At 62.8% G+C, this 22,237-nt stretch carries 24 protein-coding genes; 12 read left to right on the top strand and 12 right to left on the bottom strand.

The genetic code is table 11. The annotated features are described in order from the left end of the window. Nucleotides 1–2: 2 nt before the first annotated feature. Nucleotides 3–1,103 carry an FAD-binding protein gene (locus ACR0CU_RS15250; protein WP_170448697.1) on the bottom strand — a complete coding sequence of 367 codons (1,101 nt, stop codon included), beginning with the start codon at nucleotides 1,101–1,103 and terminating at the stop codon, nucleotides 3–5. Nucleotides 1,104–1,128: 25 nt separating this feature from the next. Then, nucleotides 1,129–2,577, bottom strand: coding sequence for an FAD-linked oxidase C-terminal domain-containing protein (locus ACR0CU_RS15245; RefSeq protein ID WP_170448699.1), 1,449 nt, complete (start codon nucleotides 2,575–2,577; stop codon nucleotides 1,129–1,131). Between the two features lie 81 nt (nucleotides 2,578–2,658). On the opposite strand from ACR0CU_RS15245, the gene ACR0CU_RS15240 reads away from it, so the two are divergent. Together ACR0CU_RS15240 and ACR0CU_RS15235 are read left to right on the top strand one after the other, a co-directional pair. Beyond that, nucleotides 2,659–3,369 (top strand): DUF599 domain-containing protein, encoded by a 711-nt coding sequence (locus ACR0CU_RS15240; RefSeq protein WP_170448701.1) that lies wholly within the window; start codon nucleotides 2,659–2,661, stop codon nucleotides 3,367–3,369. Nucleotides 3,370–3,404: 35 nt separating this feature from the next. Next, nucleotides 3,405–3,752: a hypothetical protein gene (locus ACR0CU_RS15235; protein ID WP_170448702.1), complete on the top strand. Its 348-nt coding sequence runs from the start codon at nucleotides 3,405–3,407 to the stop codon at nucleotides 3,750–3,752. 3 nt (nucleotides 3,753–3,755) lie between these two features. Here the strand turns inward: ACR0CU_RS15235 and ACR0CU_RS15230 are convergent, their stop codons facing one another. The 4 genes from ACR0CU_RS15230 to ACR0CU_RS15215 form a co-directional block, all read right to left on the bottom strand. Next, entirely contained in the window at nucleotides 3,756–4,241 is a 486-nt protein-coding gene (locus ACR0CU_RS15230) for a flavodoxin family protein (protein ID WP_170448704.1), read from the bottom strand. A 5-nt stretch (nucleotides 4,242–4,246) separates the two neighbouring features. Beyond that, a complete protein-coding gene (gene rlmH / locus ACR0CU_RS15225; protein ID WP_170448706.1) occupies nucleotides 4,247–4,717 on the bottom strand; it encodes a 23S rRNA (pseudouridine(1915)-N(3))-methyltransferase RlmH in 471 nt (156 codons plus the stop codon). Nucleotides 4,718–4,761: 44 nt separating this feature from the next. After that, on the bottom strand, nucleotides 4,762–5,121 hold the full coding sequence (gene rsfS / locus ACR0CU_RS15220) for a ribosome silencing factor (protein ID WP_093963679.1): 360 nt from the start codon (nucleotides 5,119–5,121) through the stop codon (nucleotides 4,762–4,764). Nucleotides 5,122–5,285: 164 nt separating this feature from the next. Beyond that, nucleotides 5,286–6,647 carry a mechanosensitive ion channel family protein gene (locus ACR0CU_RS15215; RefSeq protein ID WP_170343174.1) on the bottom strand — a complete coding sequence of 454 codons (1,362 nt, stop codon included), beginning with the start codon at nucleotides 6,645–6,647 and terminating at the stop codon, nucleotides 5,286–5,288. Between the two features lie 116 nt (nucleotides 6,648–6,763). On the opposite strand from ACR0CU_RS15215, the gene ACR0CU_RS15210 reads away from it, so the two are divergent. From ACR0CU_RS15210 to ACR0CU_RS15185, 6 genes are all read left to right on the top strand, one after another. Continuing rightward, complete coding sequence (locus tag ACR0CU_RS15210; RefSeq protein ID WP_141138497.1) at nucleotides 6,764–6,862, top strand: isopropylmalate isomerase; 99 nt, start codon at nucleotides 6,764–6,766, stop codon at nucleotides 6,860–6,862. A 51-nt stretch (nucleotides 6,863–6,913) separates the two neighbouring features. Next, a complete protein-coding gene (gene leuC, locus ACR0CU_RS15205) occupies nucleotides 6,914–8,317 on the top strand; it encodes a 3-isopropylmalate dehydratase large subunit (protein WP_170367504.1) in 1,404 nt (467 codons plus the stop codon). A 38-nt stretch (nucleotides 8,318–8,355) separates the two neighbouring features. Beyond that, nucleotides 8,356–8,910 (top strand): HdeD family acid-resistance protein, encoded by a 555-nt coding sequence (locus ACR0CU_RS15200; protein ID WP_170343176.1) that lies wholly within the window; start codon nucleotides 8,356–8,358, stop codon nucleotides 8,908–8,910. 43 nt (nucleotides 8,911–8,953) lie between these two features. Next, nucleotides 8,954–9,559, top strand: a complete 606-nt coding sequence (gene leuD, locus ACR0CU_RS15195; protein ID WP_170461225.1) for a 3-isopropylmalate dehydratase small subunit — start codon at nucleotides 8,954–8,956, stop codon at nucleotides 9,557–9,559. A gap of 332 nt (nucleotides 9,560–9,891) precedes the next feature. Beyond that, a complete protein-coding gene (locus tag ACR0CU_RS15190) occupies nucleotides 9,892–10,722 on the top strand; it encodes a hypothetical protein (RefSeq protein ID WP_093963685.1) in 831 nt (276 codons plus the stop codon). Further along, entirely contained in the window at nucleotides 10,719–11,765 is a 1,047-nt protein-coding gene (locus tag ACR0CU_RS15185; protein WP_170448711.1) for an endonuclease/exonuclease/phosphatase family protein, read from the top strand. Before ACR0CU_RS15190 ends, ACR0CU_RS15185 begins: the two co-directional genes overlap by 4 nt. Here the strand turns inward: ACR0CU_RS15185 and ACR0CU_RS15180 are convergent. Beyond that, on the bottom strand, nucleotides 11,760–12,671 hold the full coding sequence (locus tag ACR0CU_RS15180; RefSeq protein ID WP_170448713.1) for a Rossmann-fold NAD(P)-binding domain-containing protein: 912 nt from the start codon (nucleotides 12,669–12,671) through the stop codon (nucleotides 11,760–11,762). The genes ACR0CU_RS15185 and ACR0CU_RS15180 overlap by 6 nt on opposite strands. 96 nt (nucleotides 12,672–12,767) lie before the next feature. Between ACR0CU_RS15180 and ACR0CU_RS15175 the strand changes: the two genes are divergently transcribed. Together ACR0CU_RS15175 and leuB are read left to right on the top strand one after the other, a co-directional pair. Then, entirely contained in the window at nucleotides 12,768–13,661 is an 894-nt protein-coding gene (locus ACR0CU_RS15175; RefSeq protein WP_170448715.1) for a LysR family transcriptional regulator, read from the top strand. A gap of 143 nt (nucleotides 13,662–13,804) precedes the next feature. Then, entirely contained in the window at nucleotides 13,805–14,908 is a 1,104-nt protein-coding gene (leuB, locus tag ACR0CU_RS15170; RefSeq protein ID WP_170448717.1) for a 3-isopropylmalate dehydrogenase, read from the top strand. Nucleotides 14,909–14,956: 48 nt separating this feature from the next. Here the strand turns inward: leuB and ACR0CU_RS15165 are convergent, their stop codons facing one another. Then, nucleotides 14,957–17,143 carry a transglycosylase domain-containing protein gene (locus ACR0CU_RS15165; protein WP_170448719.1) on the bottom strand — a complete coding sequence of 729 codons (2,187 nt, stop codon included), beginning with the start codon at nucleotides 17,141–17,143 and terminating at the stop codon, nucleotides 14,957–14,959. A 255-nt stretch (nucleotides 17,144–17,398) separates the two neighbouring features. On the opposite strand from ACR0CU_RS15165, the gene ACR0CU_RS15160 reads away from it, so the two are divergent. Together ACR0CU_RS15160 and ACR0CU_RS15155 are read left to right on the top strand one after the other, a co-directional pair. Then, the gene (locus ACR0CU_RS15160) at nucleotides 17,399–17,737 is read left to right on the top strand and encodes a P-II family nitrogen regulator (protein WP_093963790.1); all 339 of its coding nucleotides are present in this window, start codon (nucleotides 17,399–17,401) and stop codon (nucleotides 17,735–17,737) included. 34 nt (nucleotides 17,738–17,771) lie between these two features. Next, nucleotides 17,772–19,100, top strand: a complete 1,329-nt coding sequence (locus ACR0CU_RS15155; RefSeq protein ID WP_093963690.1) for an ammonium transporter — start codon at nucleotides 17,772–17,774, stop codon at nucleotides 19,098–19,100. A 67-nt stretch (nucleotides 19,101–19,167) separates the two neighbouring features. Here the strand turns inward: ACR0CU_RS15155 and ACR0CU_RS15150 are convergent, their stop codons facing one another. From ACR0CU_RS15150 to ACR0CU_RS15135, 4 genes are all read right to left on the bottom strand, one after another. Further along, the gene (locus tag ACR0CU_RS15150; RefSeq protein ID WP_170448721.1) at nucleotides 19,168–20,352 is read right to left on the bottom strand and encodes an amino acid aminotransferase; all 1,185 of its coding nucleotides are present in this window, start codon (nucleotides 20,350–20,352) and stop codon (nucleotides 19,168–19,170) included. Continuing rightward, the gene (gene sseA, locus ACR0CU_RS15145; RefSeq protein WP_170448722.1) at nucleotides 20,352–21,206 is read right to left on the bottom strand and encodes a 3-mercaptopyruvate sulfurtransferase; all 855 of its coding nucleotides are present in this window, start codon (nucleotides 21,204–21,206) and stop codon (nucleotides 20,352–20,354) included. The genes ACR0CU_RS15150 and sseA overlap by 1 nt, the downstream gene beginning before the upstream one ends. 80 nt (nucleotides 21,207–21,286) lie before the next feature. Beyond that, nucleotides 21,287–21,556 carry a CBU_0592 family membrane protein gene (locus ACR0CU_RS15140; protein WP_170359828.1) on the bottom strand — a complete coding sequence of 90 codons (270 nt, stop codon included), beginning with the start codon at nucleotides 21,554–21,556 and terminating at the stop codon, nucleotides 21,287–21,289. A 22-nt stretch (nucleotides 21,557–21,578) separates the two neighbouring features. Next, the gene (locus tag ACR0CU_RS15135; protein WP_170448724.1) at nucleotides 21,579–22,142 is read right to left on the bottom strand and encodes a helix-turn-helix domain-containing protein; all 564 of its coding nucleotides are present in this window, start codon (nucleotides 22,140–22,142) and stop codon (nucleotides 21,579–21,581) included. Nucleotides 22,143–22,237: the final 95 nt, after the last annotated feature.

Here is a 22,237-nt window from a genome sequence, read left to right as displayed (position 1 = left end):
CCCTATCCCATCAGCCCGGGGTTGAACACGCCGCGCGGGTCGAATTTCTGTCGAATCCCCTGTGTCAGAGACGCAATTCCCTGCGGTTCCGGCTGGAACCGGCCCAGCCGGGCAAGGGTATCGGCCCCGGCCCGCACCAGCGTGGCGTGGCCGGAAAACGCGCCGATGCGCGCGCGCAGGTCGGTGCCTGCGGGCACCAGCGCCCAGATCAACCCGCCGCCCCAGTCGAACAGGGTCCGATCAGCCTCGGCCCGCGCGGCGATTTCGGGCGCGTCGCCGGGTTTGACCGAAATCCGCCAGACTTCGCCGGGCGTGTCGGCTAAATCGGCCGCATCGCGGATCGCCTGCCACAGGGCGTCCGATGGCTCGACCGGATCAACTGCGCCGAACTGGGCAAGCAACTCCTGCAGACGCCCGGTGCGATACGAGACCGATTCAGCAAACCCCTCGATCCGGATCAAGGCGCGCTGCTGCTGCGGATCATAGGCTGCGCCGGTGACCTCAAAGGGTGATTTCAGGGCCTCGGACAGGATGCGAACCGCAGTCGCGGCGTCCTTGGCGGGTACGGCCAGCGTCGCGCTGGCCTCGGGTTTGGGCAGCACTTTCAGCGACACCTCGGTCAGCACGCCCAGCGTGCCCCAGGACCCGGCCATCAGCTTGACCAGATCATAGCCGGTGACGTTCTTCATCACCCGCCCGCCATTCTTGATGATCTGCCCCTGCCCGTCGACAAAGCGCACGCCCAGCAGGAAATCACGGCAGGCCCCGGCCTGAATCCGGCGCGGCCCCGAGACGTTGGCCGCCACGACACCGCCGATCGTGGGCGCGCCCGAGGATCCCAGCAGGGCGCGATGGTCCATCGGCTCGAACGCCAGCTGCTGACCTTCGGCCTCCAAAGCGGCCTCGATCTCAGCCAGCGGGGTTCCGGCCTGCGCCACAAGCGTCAACGCCCCCGGCTCGTACAGGGTGATCCCACGCAGCCCCTCGGTGCTCAGCGTCCGGTCGGGGCCGGTCACACCGCGCGTGCCGCCACCGACAACGCGTACCGGTTCGTTCAGGCCGGCCACGATTTCGGCCAGTTCAGACTCTGATTCAGGTCTCATTGCGGGGTCCGTTCTGTCTTGGGAGTCATTCCGCCGCCATCGGCACGACGCGCCGGGCCGCACTGGCATCCAGCGGGAACACCTTGGCGGGGTTCAGCAGCCACTTCGGGTCGAACACGTCCTTCACGACCATCTGCGCCTCAAGGTCCTGAGGCGCGTATTGATGGTGCATCAGGTCGCGTTTTTCGATGCCCACCCCATGCTCGCCGGTCAGGCAGCCGCCGGCATCGACGCACAGTTTCAGGATCTCGGCCCCGAAGGCTTCGCATTTTTCCAGATCGCCGGGCTTGTTCGCGTCGAACAGAATCAGCGGGTGCATGTTGCCGTCGCCGGCGTGGAACACGTTACCCACGGGCAGGCCAAACTCTTTACTCAGTTCACCGATGCGGCGCAGCACGTCCGGCAGGGCCGACACCGGGATCGTGCCGTCCAGGCACATATAGTCGTTGATCTGCCCCATCGCGCCAAAGGCCGATTTCCGACCCAGCCAGATGCGGGCGCTTTCCTCGGCCGATTGGCTTTCGCGCAGCTCGACCGGTTTGTGTCGTTTGGCGATCTCGACGATCTTGGCCAGCTGGCTGTCGATCTCGGCGTCCGAGCCCTCGACCTCGACGATCAGCAGCGCCTCGCAATTCGGATAGCCGGCATGGGCAAAATTCTCGCAGGCTTCGATGCACAGCCGGTCCATGAACTCGATCGCCACGGGCAGGATGCCGGATTTGATGATGTCTGAAACGCATTCGCCCGCCACCGCATTGTCATCAAAACCCATCAGGACCGGGCGCGCGCCCTCGGGCTTGCGCAGGATGCGCAGCGTCGCCTCGGTGACGACCCCCAGCTGCCCTTCCGAGCCGCAGATCACGCCCAGCAGGTCCAGCCCGCCGGAATCCAGATGCGCCCCGCCGATCTCGACCACGCGGCCATCCATCAGCACCATCGTCACGCCCAGCAGGTTGTTGGTGGTCACGCCGTATTTCAGGCAATGCGCGCCGCCCGAATTCATCGCGATATTGCCCGCGATGGCGCAAGCCAGCTGCGACGACGGATCGGGCGCATAGAAGAAATCCTGCTCTTCGACCGCGCCGGTGACGCTCAGATTGGTGCGTCCGGTCTGCACGCGGATGAAGCGGTTGTCATAGTCGACCTCAAGCACCTCGTTCATGCGGGCCACGCCCAGGATCACGCAATCGGCGGTGGGCAGCGCCCCACCGGCCAGTGAGGTCCCGGCCCCGCGCGGCACGACCGGCACGCCTTCGTCATGGCAGATGCGCAGAATGTCCGCGACCTCCTGCGTCGAGGACGGCAGAACCGCGATCATCGGCGCGCATTTGTAGGCGGTCAGGGCGTCGCATTCATAGGCGCGGGTTTCGGACGGATCGGCGATGATGGCATCTTCGGGCAGAACCTGCCGCAGACGGGCTAGCACGCTGGCCTTGCGGGCTAGAACGTCGGGGTTGGGCTGTGGCATGTCCATGGCGGATCCTCCGGTTTGGTAAAATAATATTACCAATTTCTGCATCTGGCAAGTTGCCTTCGTCGGACGTACTGTCGCGCCATGACACTGACCGAACGCGCCCTGCTGTTTTCGCCCCTGGACTACGCCGCCGTCCTGCTGTTGCTGATCGCCTGGCAATGGATCGGATGGCGGATCGAGAACCCCGCGCCGGGTAAGCGCTCGGTCGCGGTTATGATGGACGACTTCCGCCGCTGCTGGATGCGCGAAATGGTGACCCGTCAGCCCCGCATGTTCGACGCCCAGGTCGTGGGCACGATGCGTCAGGGCAGTACGTTCTTTGCCTCGACCACGATGATCGCCATCGGGGGCGGGCTGGCCCTTCTGGGCAATACCGAGCGGCTGTCGGGCGTCGCCAAGGATCTGGCCATCGGCAGCGCACCGGCCATGGTGTGGGAGGTCAAGATCCTGATCGTGCTGCTGTTTCTGTCGAATGCCTTTCTGAAATACGTCTGGGCGCATCGGCTGTTCGGCTACTGCGCGGTGCTGATGGCGGCGGTGCCCAACGAGCCCGAGGACCCGCAGGCCTATCCCCGCGCGGCGCAGGCGGCCGAGATCTGCGTGACCGCCGCGCGCAGCTTCAACCGTGCCCTACGCGCCACCTATTTCGCGCTGGCCTCGCTGGCCTGGATCCTGGGCCCGATCACTTTGATCATCGGCACGCTTCTGACATTGGGGGTTCTTTATCGGCGCGAGTTTGCCTCGCATTCCCGCGCGATCCTGCTGAGCCTGCCGCCGGACACGCAGACGTGATCGCGCCCCGCCCGATCAGACCCTAGACTGGCGCAATGCGACACCTGATCCCCTGCCTGTTTCTGGCCGCCCCGGCCCTCGCCGACCCGCCGACGGTCGAAAATGTCTCCGCGACGCGCACGGGCGAGACCTGGCGATTCGACGTGACCATCCGCCATCCCGATACCGGGTGGGACCACTATGCCGATGGCTGGCGCGTTCTGGCGATGGACGGGACCGAGCTGGGGATGCGAGTGCTGCATCACCCGCACGAGACCGAGCAGCCCTTTACCAGGTCGTTGGGCGGGGTCGCGATCCCCGAAGGCGCGAAACAGGTCCAGGTCCAGACCCGTTGCAGTGTCGACGGCTGGAACGCGGACACCACGCTTGTGACGCTGGACTGATCGTCAGAACACGCCCAGCGACAGCCCGGCGCCCAGCGCGGCACCGATCTCGCGACATTTGTTCAGTTCATCCTCGGGGATGGTCTTTTTCGCCAATATCGCCTCGGGCGTCTGGGCATGGGTGCAGATGATGAGGGGCGGCTGCACCTCTTTCAAGCGCCATCCAGTGGCGATGCGCGCCAGTTGCCGCGCCGCGTTCTGACCGTCGGACCCGGCGCAGATCATCTGCACATAGGGCCGCCCCTCGATCCGGCCCAGAACCGGATAGTAGCAGCGGTCGAAAAAGTCCTTTATGACGCCTGACAGCGCCGCGAGGTTCTCGGGCGCGCAAAAGATGTATCCGTCAGCCGCCAGCAAATCGTCGGGTCCCGCCTGCTCGGCGGGTTTCAGGCTGACCTCAGCCTCGGCGCTGGCCGCCTGTGCGGCCGCATCGGCCATCTGCCGGCTGCCGCCGGTGCGCGAATGATAGACGATCAGTAGACGGGCCACAGTGGTCAGGCCCGATGATACGGGCCGCCCGACAGGATCGTCGCGGCACGATAGAGTTGTTCCGACAGCATCACCCGGACCAGCATATGTGGCCAGACCATAGCGCCGAAAGAAATCGAAAAATCGGCCTCGGCCCGCAGCGCCGGGTCGATCCCGTCGGCGCCGCCGATGACAAAGGCCAGATCCTGCCGACCCATGTCACGCCACCCGGCCAGCTTCCGCGCGAAATCGGGGGAAGACATCACCTTTCCCCGCTCGTCCAATGTGCAGATCACCGCGCCAGCGGGCAGCGCCTTGCGCAGCAACGCGGCCTCGGCGCCCATACCGGCGTTTTTCTTGTCTTCGACCTCGATCACGCGCGCAGACCCCAAGCCCAGGCCGCGGCCGGTCCGGTCGAAACGGGTCAGATAGTCGTCAAGCAGGGTCTTCTCCGGTCCGGCACGCAATCGCCCGACCGCACAAATGCTGATACGCATGTCGCTCTCGCCGCCGGCCCTTCAATACGGGCCGGGATGGCGCCTCAGTTCGCCGAGGCGCTGCCGCCCTGAGGCAGCCACATCTTTTCCAGCTGGTAGAATTCGCGCACTTCGGGGCGGAAGATATGGACGATCACATCGCCCGTATCGATCAGCACCCAGTCGCCGGCATCCTTGCCTTCGACCTTCGAGGTGAAACCGAATTCCTGCTTGATGCGATCCGTCAGCTTTTCCGCCATCGCCGACACCTGACGCGTCGACCGGCCCGAAGCGATGACCATGTAGTCGGCCACCGAAGACTTGCCCTGCAGGTTGATCTGCACAACATCTTCGGCCTTGTCATCGGAAAGTGAGGAAAGGATGCGTTCAAGCAGCTTGTCGCTGATTGACTGAGAGCGGGCCATCACAGCGGCCCCTTCATCGGCGGGCAAACCCGCCTGTGTGTGTAGAGACAGGACATGGTCCTCCTTGCTAAAGCGCCGTGTAACCCCGGCGCCGGGGTACTATTAAGGTAGCAAGGCAATTGCAACATTTCAATGAACGGCAACCGCTGATGGCACGGGGTTGATCAATCCGTGTCCAGATGTGGCACAGCGGTGTCGGTGGCACCCTGCCCCAGCAGGCGCACTTCGCGCTGCGGGAAGGGGATCGAGATGCCCTCGGCCTGGAATGCATCCCACAGCGCCAGATAGACATTGCCGCGGATGTTGGTCAGGCCGGCCGTCGGGTCCCGGATCCAGAACCGCAGCACGTAATCGACGCTGCTGTCTCCGAACCCGGTGATATGGCAGACCGGTTCGTGCTTGCCGCCGCTCAGAACGCGTTTGACTGATTTCACCGTTCGCACGGCGGTCTCGCGCACCTTGTGCGGGTCGTCGCCGTAGCTGGTGCCGAAGGTCAGATCTAGGCGGACGAACTCGTCGGAATGGGACCAGTTCACCACCTGCCCGGTAATCAGATCCTCGTTCGGGATCAGGTATTCGCGCCCGTCGCGGGTGACGACCGAGACGTAGCGGGCGCCCAGCGCGTTGATCCAACCGAACGTATCGCCCAGCGAGATCACGTCGCCCGGCTTGATCGACCGGTCCATCAGGATGATGATCCCCGAGATCAGATTCGACACGACCTTCTGCAGGCCGAAGCCGATACCGACGCCAACCGCACCGGACAACAGCGCGATCCCGGTCAGGTCGAATCCCAGCGTCCGGATCCCGACCAGAAAGACCAGCCCGTAAAACGCGACCTGGATCCCCTTGGCCAGCAGCACCTGCATCGAGGGCGAGATGTCGTCATTGCTTTTCAGCCCGCGTTCAGCCGCCCGGGTACCAAGCCGCGCCAGCACCAACAACGTGCCGATCAGCAGAATGGCCTTGAGAATCCCCAATGCCGAGATGTGAAGGCTGCCGATCGAAATCGCCACGCCGTCCAGAAACTCGGCGACGTCATCGGTCAGACTCAGCGCGACCAGCGTGGCGTAGATCCACATCGACCAGCGGAAGATGCGCCGAATCGTCCGGTTGCGGACCAGTCGCGAAATCAGCGCGATCGCCAGCCACGCGGTTGCCAGCGTTGCCAGAACACCGATGATGTAACTGCGCGATGGCCAGGTGACCTGCTGCATCACCAGATAAACGCCCCAAGCCAGCACGACGAAGTAGACCAGCGTCATCCGCTGCATCAGCTGAACCAGAACCCGCAACCGCCATTTGGGCCATCCGCTGCGCGCCCGCGCCCAGGCTTCCCACCGGCCTTTTGTCAGCAGAGTCAAAAGGAAGGACAGCGCCACCAGCCCCAGGATGATGGCGATCTGATACTGCCGCCACCCCGGAGTCACGATCAGCTCGACCAGGTTCCCAAGCTGCAACAGAAAGGCCTCGGCCATGTTGTCGAACAGCTCTGAAATCGAACTTGGGATCAAATCATTGTCCATGCGCGTCTCCTGCCGCCAGATTGAACAGCAATGTGGCGGCTTGCAAGGCCCACCGACCTGTCGCGGGACGCGGATTGAGCCTTGATTGACGAGGGGGCGCGATATATCTGGATCGCATGAGATTCCATCAGGCCCCTGCTCCCAACCTGCAAGACCGCGCGCGCCTGCGTGAACGGTTCTTCGGGGCCGCCCGCACGGTTCTGGCCCGCCTATAATCGGCGCCCAGCCACTCGCCAGCATTTCTCAATACAGACGGGAGAGGACCGATGTCCCCCAAAACACTCTATGACAAGATCTGGGATGCCCATGTCGTGCACGAAGCCGACGATGGCACCTGCCTGCTTTATATCGACCGCCACCTGGTGCACGAAGTCACCAGCCCGCAGGCGTTCGAAGGCCTGCGCATGGCAGGCCGCAAGGTGCGCGCGCCGGAAAAGACCATCGCCGTGCCGGACCACAACGTGCCCACCACGCCCGACCGCGTGAACGGGATCGAAAACCCCGAGTCGCGCATTCAGGTCGAAGCGCTGGACAAAAACGCCCGCGAATTCGGCATTCACTACTACCCGGTGAATGATATCCGTCAGGGCATCGTCCACATCGTCGGCCCCGAACAGGGCTGGACCCTGCCGGGCATGACCGTGGTCTGCGGCGACAGCCACACCGCCACCCACGGCGCGTTCGGCGCGCTGGCCCACGGCATCGGCACCTCCGAGGTCGAGCATGTTCTGGCCACCCAGACTCTGATCCAGAAAAAGTCCAAGAACATGAAGGTCGAGATCACCGGCAAACTGCAGCCGGGCGTGACCGCCAAGGACATCACTCTGGCCGTGATCGGCGAAACCGGCACCGCCGGCGGCACCGGCTATGTGATCGAATATTGCGGCGAAGCGATCCGCGACCTGTCGATGGAAGGCCGCATGACCGTCTGCAACATGGCCATCGAGGGCGGCGCCCGCGCCGGCCTGATCGCGCCGGACGAAAAGACGTTCGAATACGTCAAGGGCCGCCCGCACGCTCCCAAGGGCGCGCAGTGGGAGGCCGCCCTGGCCTGGTGGAAGACGCTCTATTCCGATGACGACGCCCATTGGGACAAGGTCGTCACCATCCGCGGCGAGGACATCGCCCCCGTGGTTACCTGGGGCACCAGCCCCGAAGACGTTCTGCCGATCACCGCGACCGTGCCCAACCCCGAGGATTTCGAGGGCGGCAAGGTCGAGGCCGCGCGCCGCTCGATCGAATACATGGGGCTCAAGCCGGGCCAGAAACTGAGCGACATCGAGATCGACACGGTCTTCATCGGCTCCTGCACCAACGGCCGGATCGAGGACCTGCGCGCCGCCGCGGAGATCCTGAAGGGCAAAAAGATCAAGGACGGCATCCGTGCCATGGTCGTGCCCGGTTCGGGCCTTGTCCGCGCGCAGGCCGAAGAGGAAGGCATCGCCGAGATCTTCAAGCAGGCCGGCTTTGAATGGCGCCTTGCGGGCTGTTCGATGTGCCTGGCCATGAACCCCGACCAGCTGACCCCGGGCGAGCGCTGCGCCGCCACGTCGAACCGCAATTTCGAGGGTCGTCAGGGCCGCGGCGGACGCACCCATCTGCTGAGCCCCGCGATGGCTGCCGCTGCGGCAATCACGGGAAAGCTGACAGATGTGCGTGAATTGATGTAAGGTCCCCTCATATCTAGATATTTGAGGGAGAGACTGAAATGAGTGAATGGGTCAAATGGCTCCTGATGGGGCTTCTATCGATCGTGTTCGGCATATTCGTGCTGGGCGCACCGGTTGTGGCATCCGTGGCAGTGACCGTGGTCACCGGCGTCCTTTTGCTGGTGTCCGGCGTTCTGCAGGTTGTCGGCGGTTTCACCGTCGAAGGAACCGGAAACAAGATCCTGGCCTTCATCATGGGTGCGGTCATGCTGTTCCTGGGCTGGTCGTTTCTGGACCATCCGCTGGCAGGCACTCTGACGCTGGCAACAGTGGTGCTTATCCTGTTCATGGCAGGCGGGATCGCACGGATCATTCTCTCGTTTCAGATGCGAGGCACGTCATTTTTCTGGCCAACCCTGATCTCGGGCATCTTGTCGATCATCCTGGCAGGCATCATCTGGTCTTATGCAAGCTCGGAACCGGCGGTGCTGTTCCAGTTGCTGGGCATCCTGCTGGGCATCGAGATGCTGTTCAACGGGTTCGGATTGGTCTTCATGGCGTTCTTCGTCAAGAACGCGCCCAAAGACGAAACAACAGAAGCTCAACAAGCTTGAAACGCGGGGCATGGGGCCTGACCTCTCCCGCAGGAGTGTGAACATGGAAAAGTTTGAAAAAGTCCACGGTGTGGCAGCCCCCATGCCCCTGATCAATATCGACACCGATATGATCATTCCCAAGGTGCATCTGAAAACGATCAAACGGTCCGGCCTCGGCGTCGTCCTGTTCGACGAGATGCGCTATCACGATGACGGACGCGAGAACGAAGAGTTCGTCCTGAACAAACCCGCTTATCGCAACGCAGAGATTCTGGTGGCCGGCGACAACTTCGGGTGCGGCTCATCTCGGGAACACGCGCCTTGGGCGATCAAGGATTTCGGTATCAAGGTGGTCATCTCGACCAGCTTCGCCGACATCTTCTTCAACAACTGCTTCAAGAACGGCATCCTGCCCATCGTGGTCGAAGAACACCACCACGTCATTCTGATGGAGGATGCCCACAAGGGCGAGAACGCACGTATGACCGTGCACCTGGAAGATCAGCAGATCGTGACCTCGGACGGCGTCGTGATCGAGTTTGATATCGACCCGCACCGCAAGCATTGCCTGCTTAACGGTCTGGACGATATCGGCCTGACGATGGAAAAAGATCACCACATCGACTCGTTCGAATCCCATGCCGGACAGGCGCGCCCCTGGGTGTGATTCTGGGGATGAATCTGTGGATACTCAACCTGACGGGGTCGCCAAGGCGGCCCCGTTCGCATTCTTGGGGTTAAAGTCAAAGCAACCACAACATGTAGAGAACCATTTCCATTACACGTCGAATTTGCGACGTGAATGATGCAAAGCCGCACCAGTTTCGCCATCTTTTTGCCCGAAATCACGTGTTTTCTGCACCTCGGCTTGAGCGAAATGCCGCTTATCGCCAATGATGGCGCTAAAGGGGCATCCGCCAAATATCGAGATTGGCGGGCATCAAGTTGGAACCAAGTCGGCAAAGAATCGACTGGTCCGGTTTGGAAAGGGTTCGGATAGTGATTGCTCGCACAACAGGGGCTGCGATACGGGGATTGTTGGTGGCACTTCTGGTGCTGACACCCGCATTGTATCTGCCCGCATCAACGTCCAACGGGACCGAGATCGTTGTCTTTCTGGCAATCCTGGCATTCATTCTGACATTCGCCGAATACAACTCGGCCTTTCCCAGCTTTATCGAATTCCGCGATGCGCCGCCCGTGAACAGACTGCGCTTTGTCGGCCTGATGTCGATGATCTCGTTTCTGACCCTGATCTGCAAGAACGCCTATGCGCCGACGGAACTGACCAGCACCGTGTATTCGGTCGGTCTGGCCGTCGCGAATGTCGTGGACTTCCCCTATTCGCCTGTCCGCCTGGTGGTGTTGATGCTGCCTGCTGACGCGAGCCAACCCCTGGTCGAGTTGGTGCGCATAACGGCAAGTGTCGCCTATGTCGCCGCTTTGGTCACGATCGCCAGCTTTGCCTATGCGGTCAAACTGCGTGGATGGCCCACTGGCAATGGGGCATTCAATGTCTGGACCAACCTGCCCCTGTTCGATCCCACCAAGGGCGGAGACGTGGTGACTCGCCTGCAGCGCGACGGTCGGTTGAACATCTCGGTCGGCGTTCTGCTGCCTTTCCTGATTCCGGCCCTGATCAAGCTGCTCACGGATTTCATTGACCCGCTGTCGTTGTCCAATCCGCAGACGCTGATCTGGACCATGAGCGCATGGGCCTTCTTGCCGGCCAGCATGATCATGCGCGGGATGGCAACCCTGCGCATTGCCGGGCTGATCGTGGAAAAACGCCGCGCCTACTCGACTGCCGAGACGACCCAAACCGCATGATCCGTATTCTTGTTCTGCTGTTGCTGCCGTTTGCGGCGCAGGCAGAGCCAGTGCGCGTTGCCAGCTTCAATGCTGAGCTAGGCCGGAAAGGTCCGGGCCTGCTATTGCGGGATATTCGGCGTGATGATCCCCAGGTGCAAGCCGTGATCGACGTTCTGACCGCCGCTGCCCCCGATGTCCTGGCCCTGCAAGGCATCGACTGGGACCATGACAACCTGGCCCTGTCCGCGCTGGCTGATCGGTTGCGCGCGGCAGGGCTGGATTACCCGCATTTCTTCGCTGGTCAGCCCAACTCGGGGCTGATGACGTCGCTTGATCTGGACGGGGACGGAGAACGGGGCGGACCCGGGGACGCCCAGGGATGGGGCCGTTTCACCGGAAATGGCGGGCTGGCCGTGCTGTCCCGCTATCCGATCGCAAAGGATGAGGTTCGTGACCTTTCAGCGCTGCTTTGGAAGGACCTGCCCGGCGCAACGCTACCCACCCTTGGCGGGTTGCCTTTCCCGTCCGAACAAGCCCACGCTGTTCAGCGCCTGTCGTCGACCGCCCATTGGATCGTGCCGGTGGAGACACCTCAAGGCCGCCTGAACCTGATGACCTTTCACGCCACCCCTCCTGTCTTTGACGGGCCTGAGGATCGCAACGGATTGCGCAATCGCGATGAGATCCGGCTGTGGTCGGTGTTGCTTGACGGCGGGCTGGGTCCAGCCCCGAAAAGTCGTTTCATCATTGCCGGTGACGCCAATCTTGACCCGAACCTGGGCGAGGGGCGCAATGAAGCCATCCGCGATCTGTTACAGCACCCCAGCCTGCAGGATCCGCGACCCGTGGATGGCGCAGGCTCGGCTGTAACGGTGGTCTGGAAGGCGGTGGGTGAACGGCGTGTTGACTATCTGCTGCCATCGGTCGACTGGGTGGTTGAAAACGCCGGCATCCACTGGACTGACGCCAAAGACGCGCCCCTTGCCGCGGCCAGCAAGGCCAGCCGACATCGCCTGATTTGGGTTGACTTGTCACACCCTGACATGCCGCCGGGCCTATGACAGGCCCTGAACTCGATCCACGTCTGTGGTTCGCGGGTTATCATGCGACAGGTCAGACACAGCGGTTTTCAATGCCTCGTGCAGCGGCGTGGATGCGAAATCGCTGATCAACGAGTCGAAGAACGAGCCATCCAAGCGGTGCGGCGTGTCCCACAGATAGCGCATCTCAAGCAGATGCGGGGCCAGTTTCCAGAACGGCTGGGCCAGAACGATTGGCCACCAGTTCATCTGCTTCAGGCGCACCGGAGTCCCGGTCACTTCCGACAAGGCCTGTGCCAATTGGCGGCCGGTCAACGTGTATCCGGCAAAAGGAATGTCGCAATAGCGCGGCAAGTCATGCCGCATCTCGGCCAACTGAACCGCAGCGCGGGCCAGATCCGGCAGGTAGGCCCAGGCATGGGCAATGTCAGGGTCACCGGGATAGACGAAACGCCCTTTGGCCAGGGGCTTGATCATGATCTGGTCGAACCAATTGCCGGAGGCTTGCGTGTCAAGGAAATCCCCGGCGCGCAGGATCACGGTGCGCACACCCGACGACCGATAGGCCTCCTCCATACGGATCCGAATCTGGCCCAGAGGGTTGGTTGCAAGATGCGGCGTATCTGCCGCCCACGGCCCGGGCGTGTCGGCCCCGAAAACATAGACGTTCCCGGGCACGATCACGGTCGCCCCGGTTGCCTTCGCCGCACCGATGACCTGAGCGTGCAAATCCGGCACCTGCCGCGCCCACTCGGTGTATGGCGGGTTCCAGCCATTCACGATGACATCCGCACCCCGGGCTGAGGTGGACAGATCATCCCTCGCGCGGTCAAATCCCCGCACCGTCCATCCGGCCGCTTGAAACGCGTCTGCGGCATTGCGGCCAAAACGCCCCGAAGATCCTAGGATCAGCGCCCTTCCCGTCATCGCAACCTCCTGTATGCCCTGGCGGTTGAACAAAAGATATCCATTCACTCACCTTTGGGAATTGCCGAAAAACGCAGAGCATGTATTCATCTGCGCATGGATAAAACCTTGGCACTTTCTGATTGGTCTTTGGTGCAGAGCTTTCTGGCAGTTGCGGAAACGGGATCGTTGTCGGCGGCCGCGCGGGAACTGGGGCGCAGTCAGCCGACGCTTGGTCGCCAGGTGCAGGCGCTCGAGACGGATTTGGGCGTGTCGCTGTTCGATCGCCATGCGCGAGGCCTCAAGCTCAGCGCCGCCGGCCAGCAATTGCTGCCGATGGCGCAACAGATGCACGCGGCCATGCGTCAGCTGAGCCTGGCCGCCGCCGGGCAGTCGCAACAGCTGGGCGGTACGGTCCGCATCACCGCGTCGGTCTTCGCATCGCACCATATCCTGCCGTCCATTCTGGCGGACATCCGCAGGCAAGAGCCTTCGATCCAGCTGGAACTGGTCGCCACCGACATCAGCGAGAACCTGCTGTTCCGCGAAGCTGATATCGCAGTTCGCATGTACCGCCCCGAGCAGGTCGATATCGTGACCCGTCATCTGGGCGACGTACCGTTGTGTTTCTGCGCAGCCCGGTCGTATCTGGACCGCGCCGGTCGGCCAACCACCCCCGAAGAGTTGTTTCAGCATGACCTGGTGGGTTTCGATTCCAACGACCTGATCATCTCGAAAATGCAGGCCAAGGGTTGGCCTGCCAGCAAGGAAAACTTTGCCACCCGTTGCGATCTTCAAAGCGCCTATTGGGAGTTGATCCGTGCGGGTTGCGGCATCGGTTTCAGCCAGGTTCAAGTGGCCGAGGCTGATCCTGCGGTCGAAATTCTGCCGTTGGATGTGGACATCCCGGTTCTGCCGGTCTGGCTGGCTGCGCCGCAGGCCATGCGGCAGACACCGCGCATTCGCCGGGTCTGGGACCTGCTTGCAGAAGGGCTGAAAACCAGCTTGTAACCCAGATCGGGTGCCCGGCGCATGTTCAGCGGCGTTTTTCGCGCTGTACGGCCCTGATTCCGCGCATTTTGACCAGAACGCCTCATTGACCAGATGCACCGCAAACGCTAGGCCCGATGCTGAAAAACGCAAGGAGACCGTTCATGTCCAACCCCTCGCTCCTCATCCTGCCCGGAGACGGAATTGGCCCCGAAGTCATGGCCGAAGTGCGCAAGATCATCGGCTGGTTCGGCGCCAAGCGCGGCCTTGAATTCGACGTGAGCGAGGATCTGGTCGGCGGTGCCGCCTATGACGTGTACGGCAAGCCCCTGTCGGACGAGACGATGGCCAAGGCGCAAGAGGTCGACGCGGTTCTGCTGGGCGCCGTGGGCGGCCCGAAATACGACGATCTGGATTTCAGCGTGAAGCCCGAGCGCGGCCTGCTGCGCCTGCGCAAGGAGATGGACCTGTACTCGAACCTGCGCCCGGCCCAGTGCTTTGACGCGCTGGCCGATTTCTCGTCGTTGAAAAAGGACGTGGTTGCCGGTCTCGATATCATGATCGTGCGCGAACTGACCTCGGGCGTCTATTTCGGCGAGCCGCGCGGTATCTTCGAGGAAGGCAACGAGCGCGTGGGCATCAACACCCAGCGCTACACCGAATCCGAGATCGAACGCGCCGCGCGCTCGGCCTTTGAACTGGCGATGCGCCGCAACAAGAAGCTGTGCTCGATGGAAAAGGCCAACGTGATGGAATCGGGCATCCTGTGGCGCGAGGTGGTGACCCGCGTGGGCCAGGACTATCCCGAGGTCGAGCTGAGCCACATGTATGCCGACAACGGCGCCATGCAGCTGGTGCGCGCGCCGAAACAGTTCGACGTGATCCTGACCGACAACCTGTTCGGCGACATCCTGTCGGATTGCGCGGCGATGCTGACCGGCTCGCTGGGCATGCTGCCTTCGGCCTCGCTGGGCGCGCCGATGGCCAACGGCCGGCCCAAGGCGCTGTACGAGCCCGTCCACGGCTCGGCCCCCGACATCGCCGGCCAGGGCAAGGCCAACCCGATCGCCTGTATCCTCAGCTTTGCGATGGCGCTGCGCTACAGCTTTGACCAAGGCGCCGAGGCCGATCGCCTGGAAGCTGCGGTCGAAAAGGTTTTGGCCGATGGTGTCCGCACAGCTGATCTGCTGGCCGAAGAAGGCGTTCAGCCGGTTTCGACCAGCGAAATGGGCGATGCGATCGTCGCCGCGCTGGACGAAAGCCTGTAAGAATTGGTCCGGGCGGCGCCCAGCGCCGCCCGTCTGATCATCTGCGGCCTAGTTGCCGCCAAAGAGATCCTTCAACAGACTGTCGACGGCCTTGGCAAAACCACCCTGCTGCCTGCGGCGTGGCTGGGATTGCTGCGTCGTCTGGACCGGAGCGGCCGGAGCCAGCATAGGCAGCGGTGTCGGAGTCATGCCTTCGGTGACCCGCACCATGGTTTCCTTCCAAATCTCGGCTGGCAGCCCACCGCCGGTCACGCCCGACAACGGCGTGTTGTCGTCATAGCCCATCCAGACACCGGCCACATAATCCGCGGTAAAGCCGATGAACCAAGCATCCCGGGCGGCCTGGGTCGTGCCTGTTTTGCCTGCAACCTGCCATCCCGGCAACTTGGCTCGTTGTCCGGTTCCCTCGGATACCACGCGCTCCATCATCCAGGTCAGTTGCTTGGCAGCTTCGTCTCGGATTACTCGCTCGCCGATTCCGGTTGTCGTCACCATCATCGGGGCATCATCACCCAGCAGTTTCAACTCGGTCAGGCCGTAAGGTTCCACGGACGAGCCACCATTCAGGATACCGGCATAGGCGCCGGTCATTTCGATCAGTGTGCTTTCCGAGGCGCCCAGCGCCAGGGCTGGGCCCGCCGCCAGATCGCTTTCGATGCCAAACCCGCTGGCAACGGTGCGCACATTGTCCAGCCCAGCAACCTCGGCCACCTTGACGGCCGGGATGTTCAACGAGTTCTTCAGCGCATCCGCGAGGGTCACGCGACCGTAGAACTTGTTGGTGTAATTCTTTGGGCACCACTGGCCGGACCCCGGGATGTCGATGCAATAGGGCTCGTCCACCACCGTGGCCAGCGGCGAATAACCCAGTTCCAGCGCGGTGGCATAGACGAAGGGCTTGAACGAAGACCCGGTCTGGCGCAACGCCTGCGTCGCGCGGTTGAACGCACCCGACACCTTGGTCTTGCGTCCACCCACCATGGCCCGGACCGCACCATCGGCCGACATCACCACGATCGCGGCCTGCGCTTTTGAGCCTTCACTGACCTTTTCGTCGAAAACCTGTTTCAGCGCCGCCTCGGCCGCCTGCTGGATCCGCTGGTCCAGCGTGGTCTTGATCACCACGTCCTCGGTGGTGTTGCGGGTAAAGAATTCGGGGCCGCTGGCCATGACCCAGTCGGCAAAATACCCGCCAGCGCGGGCGGCGGCGGCCTCGGACAGCTCGGCCGGGTTGTTGCGCGCCACGGTTGCCTGTGACGTGGTCAGGTAACCCTGATCCTCCATCAGGCTGATGACCACCTTGGCCCGGTCCTGCGAGCGTTGCAGGTCGTTGGTGGGCGCATAACGCGTGGGCGCCACCAGCAGCCCCGCCAGCATCGCCGCCTCGGCCGGGTCCACCTCGGCTGCGGACTTGCCGAAATAGCGCTGGCTGGCCGCCTCGAATCCGCGGGCCCCGGCCCCCAGAAACGCCCGGTTCAGATAGATGGTCAGGATCTCATCCTTGGAGTATTTGACCTCCATCGCCATCGCGTAGATCGCTTCCTTGGCCTTGCGCCACAGCGAGCCCTGACGGCAGTCGGCCTCGTACGCCGCTTCCGATTCCCACTCGGTCGGATCGTACGGGACGCCCAGACACAGCAGCTTGGCCGTCTGCTGGGTGATGGTCGAACCGCCATGCCCCGACAGCGGGCCACGCCCCTCGGACAGGTTGATCTTCACCGCACTGGCAATGCCGCGCGGGCTTACGCCGAAGTGACGGTAAAACCGCTTGTCCTCGGTCGCGACAACCGCATTCTTCAGATGCGGCGACACGGTGTCGGTGGTGATAACGCCGCCGAACTGATCCCCGCGCCATGCAAAGACCTTGCCGTCCCGGTCCAGCAGCGTGACCGATCCACGCGCGCGCCCATCCAGCAGGGCATCGACCTCGGGCAACGTGGAGTAGACAACCCCAACGGCAAGCGCCAGCAGCATAGCGGCTATCGCACCCACCCGCCAGGTCAGCCCCCAGATCAGGCGCCCTATCCAGCGGAACAGCCGGCGAAAGAAGCCGCCCTGCCCGCCTCCCGAACGTTTGCCCCGGGGCTTGCGACTGGTCTTTCGGGTCGTAGTCTTGCGCGCCGTCGCCTTCTTGCCCGCCGGTTTCGCCGTCCGCTTGGCGGACGAGGTCTTGCGGCCTCCGGACGGATACCGTTTGTCCGCCACCAGCGGTTTTCGACGCTTGGACTCAGTCATGCTCAAACTCTGCCCGTTTTTGCTTTTGTGGCACCATACCGCGCTGTCGCGCCCATGTAGAGGTGTGAAATAGCGCGAATTCCCCTCTCACACTTGCGTATTTTTTAATCACTTTGCCGTTTTTGTGCAAAAAATGTGCAACTTTGCCCCTCTTCCCCAGCGTCTTTTCGCCGAAATCGTTCCTTGAGCGGCCATGTCGGGCTCTTTTTCTGCAGGTGCAAAGCCGGACCCACCGGAACAGAAGAGGGGAAAGACGTGAAACTGATCATTGCGACAATCAAGCCGTTCAAGCTCGAGGAGGTGCGCGAGGCACTGACCGAGGCGGGCGTGCGCGGCATGATGGTGACCGAGATCAAGGGCTTCGGCTCGCAATCCGGTCACACCGAAATCTATCGGGGCGCCGAATACGCGGTGAACTTCGTGCCCAAGATCAAGTTGGAAATCGTGGTGCCCGCCGCGATGACCGACCAGATCGTCGAGACCATCACTAAAACCGCCAAGACCGGCAAGATCGGCGACGGCAAGATTTTCGTCCTCGATGTCGAGCAGGCCCTGCGCGTGCGGACCGGGGAACTCAACGAAGAGGCGCTGTAAGGCGCCGCGACCGACAATCATTCGAGGACTGAACATGAACCTGATGAAATCACTCATCCCTGCCGCCGCGATCGTCGCGCTGCCGCAGATGGGCCTGGCGCAGGAGGCCGCCGCAACCGGCGAAACCGCGCAGCATACGCAATATATCCTGACCTCGCTGCTGTTCCTGATGGGCGGCTTCCTGGTGTTCTGGATGGCCGCAGGCTTTGCCATGCTCGAGGCAGGTCTGGTGCGCTCCAAGAACGTGGCCATGCAGCTGGTCAAGAACATCGGCCTGTTTTCCTTTGCCGCCATCATGTACTGGCTGGTCGGCTTCAACCTGATGTATCCGGGCGACGGCTGGACCATCACCGGCATTCTGGGCGCATTCTCGCCCACCTCGCTCGAACCGGTCGGCCTTGATGGCGTCGAAACCGATCTGTCCTATGCGTCGGTCGGTTCGGACTTCTTCTTCCAGCTGATGTTCTGCGCCACCACCGCCTCGATCGTGTCGGGCACCATGGCCGAGCGGGTCAAGCTGTGGCCCTTCTTCATCTTCGTGATCGTCCTGACCGGTGTCATCTACCCGATCGAAGCATCGTGGCAGTGGGGCGGCGGCTGGCTGTCCGAAATGGGCTTCAGCGACTTCGCGGGCTCGACCCTGGTGCATGCCGCAGGTGGCTTTGCCGCACTGGCCGGTGCCATCGTGCTGGGCCCCCGGATCGGCAAATACAGCAAGGACGGCAAGGTCGTTCCGATCCCCGGCTCGAACCTGGCGCTTGCCACCCTGGGTACGTTCATCCTGTGGCTGGGCTGGTTCGGCTTCAATGGCGGATCGCAGCTGGCCATGGGCACGATCGGCGACATGGCTGACATCAGCCGCATCTTCGCCAACACCAACATGGCCGCCGCCGCCGGCGCTGTCGCTGCCCTGATCCTGACCCAGGTGATGTACGGCAAGGTAGACCTGACCATGGTGCTGAACGGTGCGCTGGCCGGGCTGGTCTCGATCACCGCCGAACCGCTGGCACCGTCGCTGTTCCAAGCGCTGATCATCGGCGGCATCGGTGGCGTGATCGTGGTCTACACCGTGCCGCTGCTGGACAAGATGAAGATCGACGACGTGGTCGGCGCCATCCCGGTTCACCTGATCGCGGGCTTTTGGGGCACCTTCATCGTGGCCTGGACCAACGGCGACGCGTCCTTCGTGACCCAGATCATCGGCTTTGCGGCCATCGGGATCTTCGTCTTCGTGGTCAGCTACATCCTGTTCTCGATCCTCAAAGCCACTGTCGGCCTGCGGGTTGGCGAGGAAGAAGAGATCAACGGCCTCGACATGGGCGAACTGGGCATGGAAGCCTATCCCGAGTTCTCGAAGGGCTGAGCTCTCTTCAATCCAAACAAAAAACCCGGGCATTCGTGCCCGGGTTTCTTTTTTGAAATGCCTTATCTCAGACGCCGACGTCGATGATGGCCTTGGCCAGGATCGGCACGGTGGCCTCGTTCAACCCGGCAATGTTCATGCGGCTGTCGCCGACCATGTAGATGCCGTGCTCGACCCGCAGCTTCTCGACCAGCTCGGGCGCAGCGCCCAGGCGCGAGAACATGCCGCGGTGTTGGGCCAGGAAGCCGAACCGGTCCGATCCGCTCAGCCGCTGCAGCTCGTCCGCCAGCTGGCGGCGCAGGCCCAGCATCGACAGGCGAACCTCCTCCAGTTCGGCCATCCAGTCGGCGCGCAGGCCCTCATCCATCAAAATCGTGGTCACTACGCGCGCGCCGTGATCCGGCGGGAACGAGTAGTTCTGGCGGTTCAGAAACGCCAGCGTGCCCTGGTTCAGCGCGGTCTGGCCGGCATCGGCGCTGATAGCCATCAGCAGGCCGGTCCTCTCGCGATAGACACCGAAATTCTTCGAACAGGACGCCGCGATCAGGCATTCCTTGACCGACGCAGCGACAAGCCGTGTCGCCTGCGCATCCTCGTTCAGACCGTCGCCAAAACCCTGATAGGCGATGTCGATCATCGCCACCAGGCCGCGGTCGTTGATCAGGTTCACCACCTCTTGCCACTGGACCATGTTCAGGTTGGCGCCGGTCGGGTTGTGGCAGCAGCCATGCAGCAGCACCACGTCACCCGCGTTGGCGGTCTTGAGGTCCTCAATCATGCCGTCGAAATCGACGCCACGGGTTTCCTCGTCGAAATAGCGGTAGGCGACGGTTTCGATGCCCAGATAGTTCAGGATCGAGATGTGGTTCGGCCAGGTCGGGTTCGACACGAACACCCGGGCCGAGGGGTTGGCCATACGGATCAGCTCGAATGCCTGACGGCAGGCACCGGTGCCGCCCGGGGTGGCCACGGCGGCGATGTTGGCGCGCGGCACGCTGGTGCCGAGTATCAGGCTGATCATCGCATCGGCATAGACCGGATCACCGGCCAGCCCAGTATAGGCCTTTGAGTCCTGCTCTTCCCAGATCCGCTGCTCGGCGGCCTTGACCGCCCGCATCACCGGGGTCACCCCATTGGCGTCTTTGTAGACGCCGACACCCAGATCAATCTTCTGCTCGCGCGGGTCCTCGCGATACATCTGCATCAGGGCCAGGATCTTGTCGGCTGGCTGCGGCTTGAGGTTTTCAAACATCAGGAGTCTCCGGTTGCGACGGGCAGGGTCGGGAAAGCGCCCCATTCGGCCCAGCTGCCGTCATAAAGCGAATGGTCTTTCTTGCCCATGCGCTCGAGCGCAAGGCTGAGGATCGCGGCGGTCACGCCCGACCCGCAGGTGGTGATGGCAGGCTTCGACAGATCGACGCCTGCGGCTTCGAACACGGCACGGCATTCTTCGGGCGATTTCATGGTGCCTTCGGGGTTCAGCAATTGTCCGAAGGGCACGTTGCGCGAACCGGGGATGTGCCCTGCCCTCAAACCTTCGCGCGGTTCAGGCTGGGTTCCGGCGAAACGGTCCGCGGCGCGGGCGTCGATGATTTCGTGATCGGCCAGCTTGGCGGCGGCTGAGACCTGGGTCACGTCGCGGACAATGTGGTTCTGCACGCGCACGGTCATGTGGCGATCGCGTATGACGGGGGGCAGATCCTCGATCTCGCGCCCCTCGGCAACCCATTTGGGCAGGCCGCCGTCCAGAACGGCGATGTTCTCCTGCCCCATCAGGCGGAATAGCCACCAGACCCGCGCCGCCGAGAACAGGCCCGCGCCGTCATAGACCACGACCTGATGGCCGTCGCCCACGCCCATGGCCCGCAGGCGCGACATGAATTTCTCGACCGGAGGCGCCATGTGCGGCAGGTCCGAACGGTGGTCCGAGATCTCGTCGATGTCGAAGAACCGCGCGCCGGGAATATGTCCGGCCTCGTATTCGGCGCGGGCGTCGCGCCCCTGCTGCGGCAGGTACCACGAGGCGTCGAGGATCCTCAGATCCGGGTCCTTGAGGTGGGCGGCAAGCCACTCGGTGGAAACCAGGGTTTTTGGATCGTCCAGCATCAAAGCCTCCCCTTTACGCGCAGGGATTTCCCTATACGCGCAAAGGTGCGGGTTCAAGGCTGGATCGGGTCCCTGCGGCCCTATCGCGCCCGTCGCAGGCGGAAATGCTGGATGATGCCGATCACGCTGATGGCGATCCAGAAACTTTCGATCAGCATCGAGGCCAGGTTGAAGTTCTGCAGCAGCGAATAGACGATCAGAACCGACCCCACTAGGTTGACCACCGGAAAGGCCAGATCGTCGGAATTCATCATCCGCATCTGGGTGGCGAAATAAGCCGCGACCACGATCAGCGCCCCGAAGGACCCGATGCCATCGGCCAAGGTCAGGGCGTTCAGGAAGTCCGTCATAGGGTCATCTCCTTCTGCCGTATCAACCGGCCGCGGCGGTGGCGGGCCGATGTCCGTAGTGATGCATGTTCAGAAACGCCGCGCCCTCGGGCCCGGCGCGATAGCCATGCGGCAGGTCGGCCGGAAAGCGCAACCCCTGGCCCGCGCTCAGCGGCACCCATTCGCCGTTCCGCAGCACCTCGAGCGCGCCGCTCAGCACAAAGACTTCCTCGGTTACGCCGGCGGCATGGGCGGGGGATTCGTGGCATTGGTTGCGGTCCAGTTCAACGTGAAAGGTCTCGGCCCCCAGAACCGGGTCGAAAGGAAAGACGATCTTGACCTTCAGACTGCCCGGAAAGGTCACGGTGCGGAACCGGGCCGCATCCGCCGGATCGCGCAGGGCGCTGGTGCCGATCAGCGCGCTCAGTGGCATCTGGAACCCTTTGGCGATCTTCCACAGCGTCGCGATGGTGGGACTTGATTCGCCGCGCTCGATCTGGCCCAGCATGGCCTTGCTGACTCCGGTCAACTCGGCCACTTTGGCCAGGCTCAGCCCCGATGCCGCACGGACGTCTCTGAGTTTCAGGGTGATGTCATCCGATTCCATGGCCACGTCCCGCGATTTACCTTGTGCGTTATAACGCACATGTGCTACGTGCGCTATAACGCACGCACCCCCGGTTTTGCAACTGGGCAAAAGGG

Source organism: Ruegeria sp. BC2, from assembly GCF_056539245.1.
The sequence above is the reverse complement of the archived record's forward strand: the minus strand, read 5'-3'. Positions and strand labels throughout refer to the sequence as shown.

Coding starts and splice junctions, on each gene's coding strand:
- ACR0CU_RS15200 (WP_170343176.1), top strand. CDS start 8,356: ATGAGTGAATGGGTCAAATGGCTCCTGATGGGGCTTCTATCGATCGTG.
- leuD (WP_170461225.1), top strand. CDS start 8,954: ATGGAAAAGTTTGAAAAAGTCCACGGTGTGGCAGCCCCCATGCCCCTG.
- ACR0CU_RS15165 (WP_170448719.1), bottom strand. CDS start 17,143: ATGACTGAGTCCAAGCGTCGAAAACCGCTGGTGGCGGACAAACGGTAT.
- ACR0CU_RS15215 (WP_170343174.1), bottom strand. CDS start 6,647: ATGGACAATGATTTGATCCCAAGTTCGATTTCAGAGCTGTTCGACAAC.
- rlmH (WP_170448706.1), bottom strand. CDS start 4,717: ATGCGTATCAGCATTTGTGCGGTCGGGCGATTGCGTGCCGGACCGGAG.
- ACR0CU_RS15210 (WP_141138497.1), top strand. CDS start 6,764: ATGAGATTCCATCAGGCCCCTGCTCCCAACCTGCAAGACCGCGCGCGC.
- ACR0CU_RS15180 (WP_170448713.1), bottom strand. CDS start 12,671: ATGACGGGAAGGGCGCTGATCCTAGGATCTTCGGGGCGTTTTGGCCGC.
- ACR0CU_RS15235 (WP_170448702.1), top strand. CDS start 3,405: ATGCGACACCTGATCCCCTGCCTGTTTCTGGCCGCCCCGGCCCTCGCC.
- leuB (WP_170448717.1), top strand. CDS start 13,805: ATGTCCAACCCCTCGCTCCTCATCCTGCCCGGAGACGGAATTGGCCCC.
- ACR0CU_RS15140 (WP_170359828.1), bottom strand. CDS start 21,556: ATGACGGACTTCCTGAACGCCCTGACCTTGGCCGATGGCATCGGGTCC.
- ACR0CU_RS15155 (WP_093963690.1), top strand. CDS start 17,772: ATGAACCTGATGAAATCACTCATCCCTGCCGCCGCGATCGTCGCGCTG.
- ACR0CU_RS15135 (WP_170448724.1), bottom strand. CDS start 22,142: ATGGAATCGGATGACATCACCCTGAAACTCAGAGACGTCCGTGCGGCA.
- rsfS (WP_093963679.1), bottom strand. CDS start 5,121: ATGGCCCGCTCTCAGTCAATCAGCGACAAGCTGCTTGAACGCATCCTT.
- ACR0CU_RS15185 (WP_170448711.1), top strand. CDS start 10,719: ATGATCCGTATTCTTGTTCTGCTGTTGCTGCCGTTTGCGGCGCAGGCA.
- ACR0CU_RS15245 (WP_170448699.1), bottom strand. CDS start 2,577: ATGGACATGCCACAGCCCAACCCCGACGTTCTAGCCCGCAAGGCCAGC.
- ACR0CU_RS15240 (WP_170448701.1), top strand. CDS start 2,659: ATGACACTGACCGAACGCGCCCTGCTGTTTTCGCCCCTGGACTACGCC.
- sseA (WP_170448722.1), bottom strand. CDS start 21,206: ATGCTGGACGATCCAAAAACCCTGGTTTCCACCGAGTGGCTTGCCGCC.
- ACR0CU_RS15250 (WP_170448697.1), bottom strand. CDS start 1,103: ATGAGACCTGAATCAGAGTCTGAACTGGCCGAAATCGTGGCCGGCCTG.
- ACR0CU_RS15175 (WP_170448715.1), top strand. CDS start 12,768: ATGGATAAAACCTTGGCACTTTCTGATTGGTCTTTGGTGCAGAGCTTT.
- leuC (WP_170367504.1), top strand. CDS start 6,914: ATGTCCCCCAAAACACTCTATGACAAGATCTGGGATGCCCATGTCGTG.
- ACR0CU_RS15150 (WP_170448721.1), bottom strand. CDS start 20,352: ATGTTTGAAAACCTCAAGCCGCAGCCAGCCGACAAGATCCTGGCCCTG.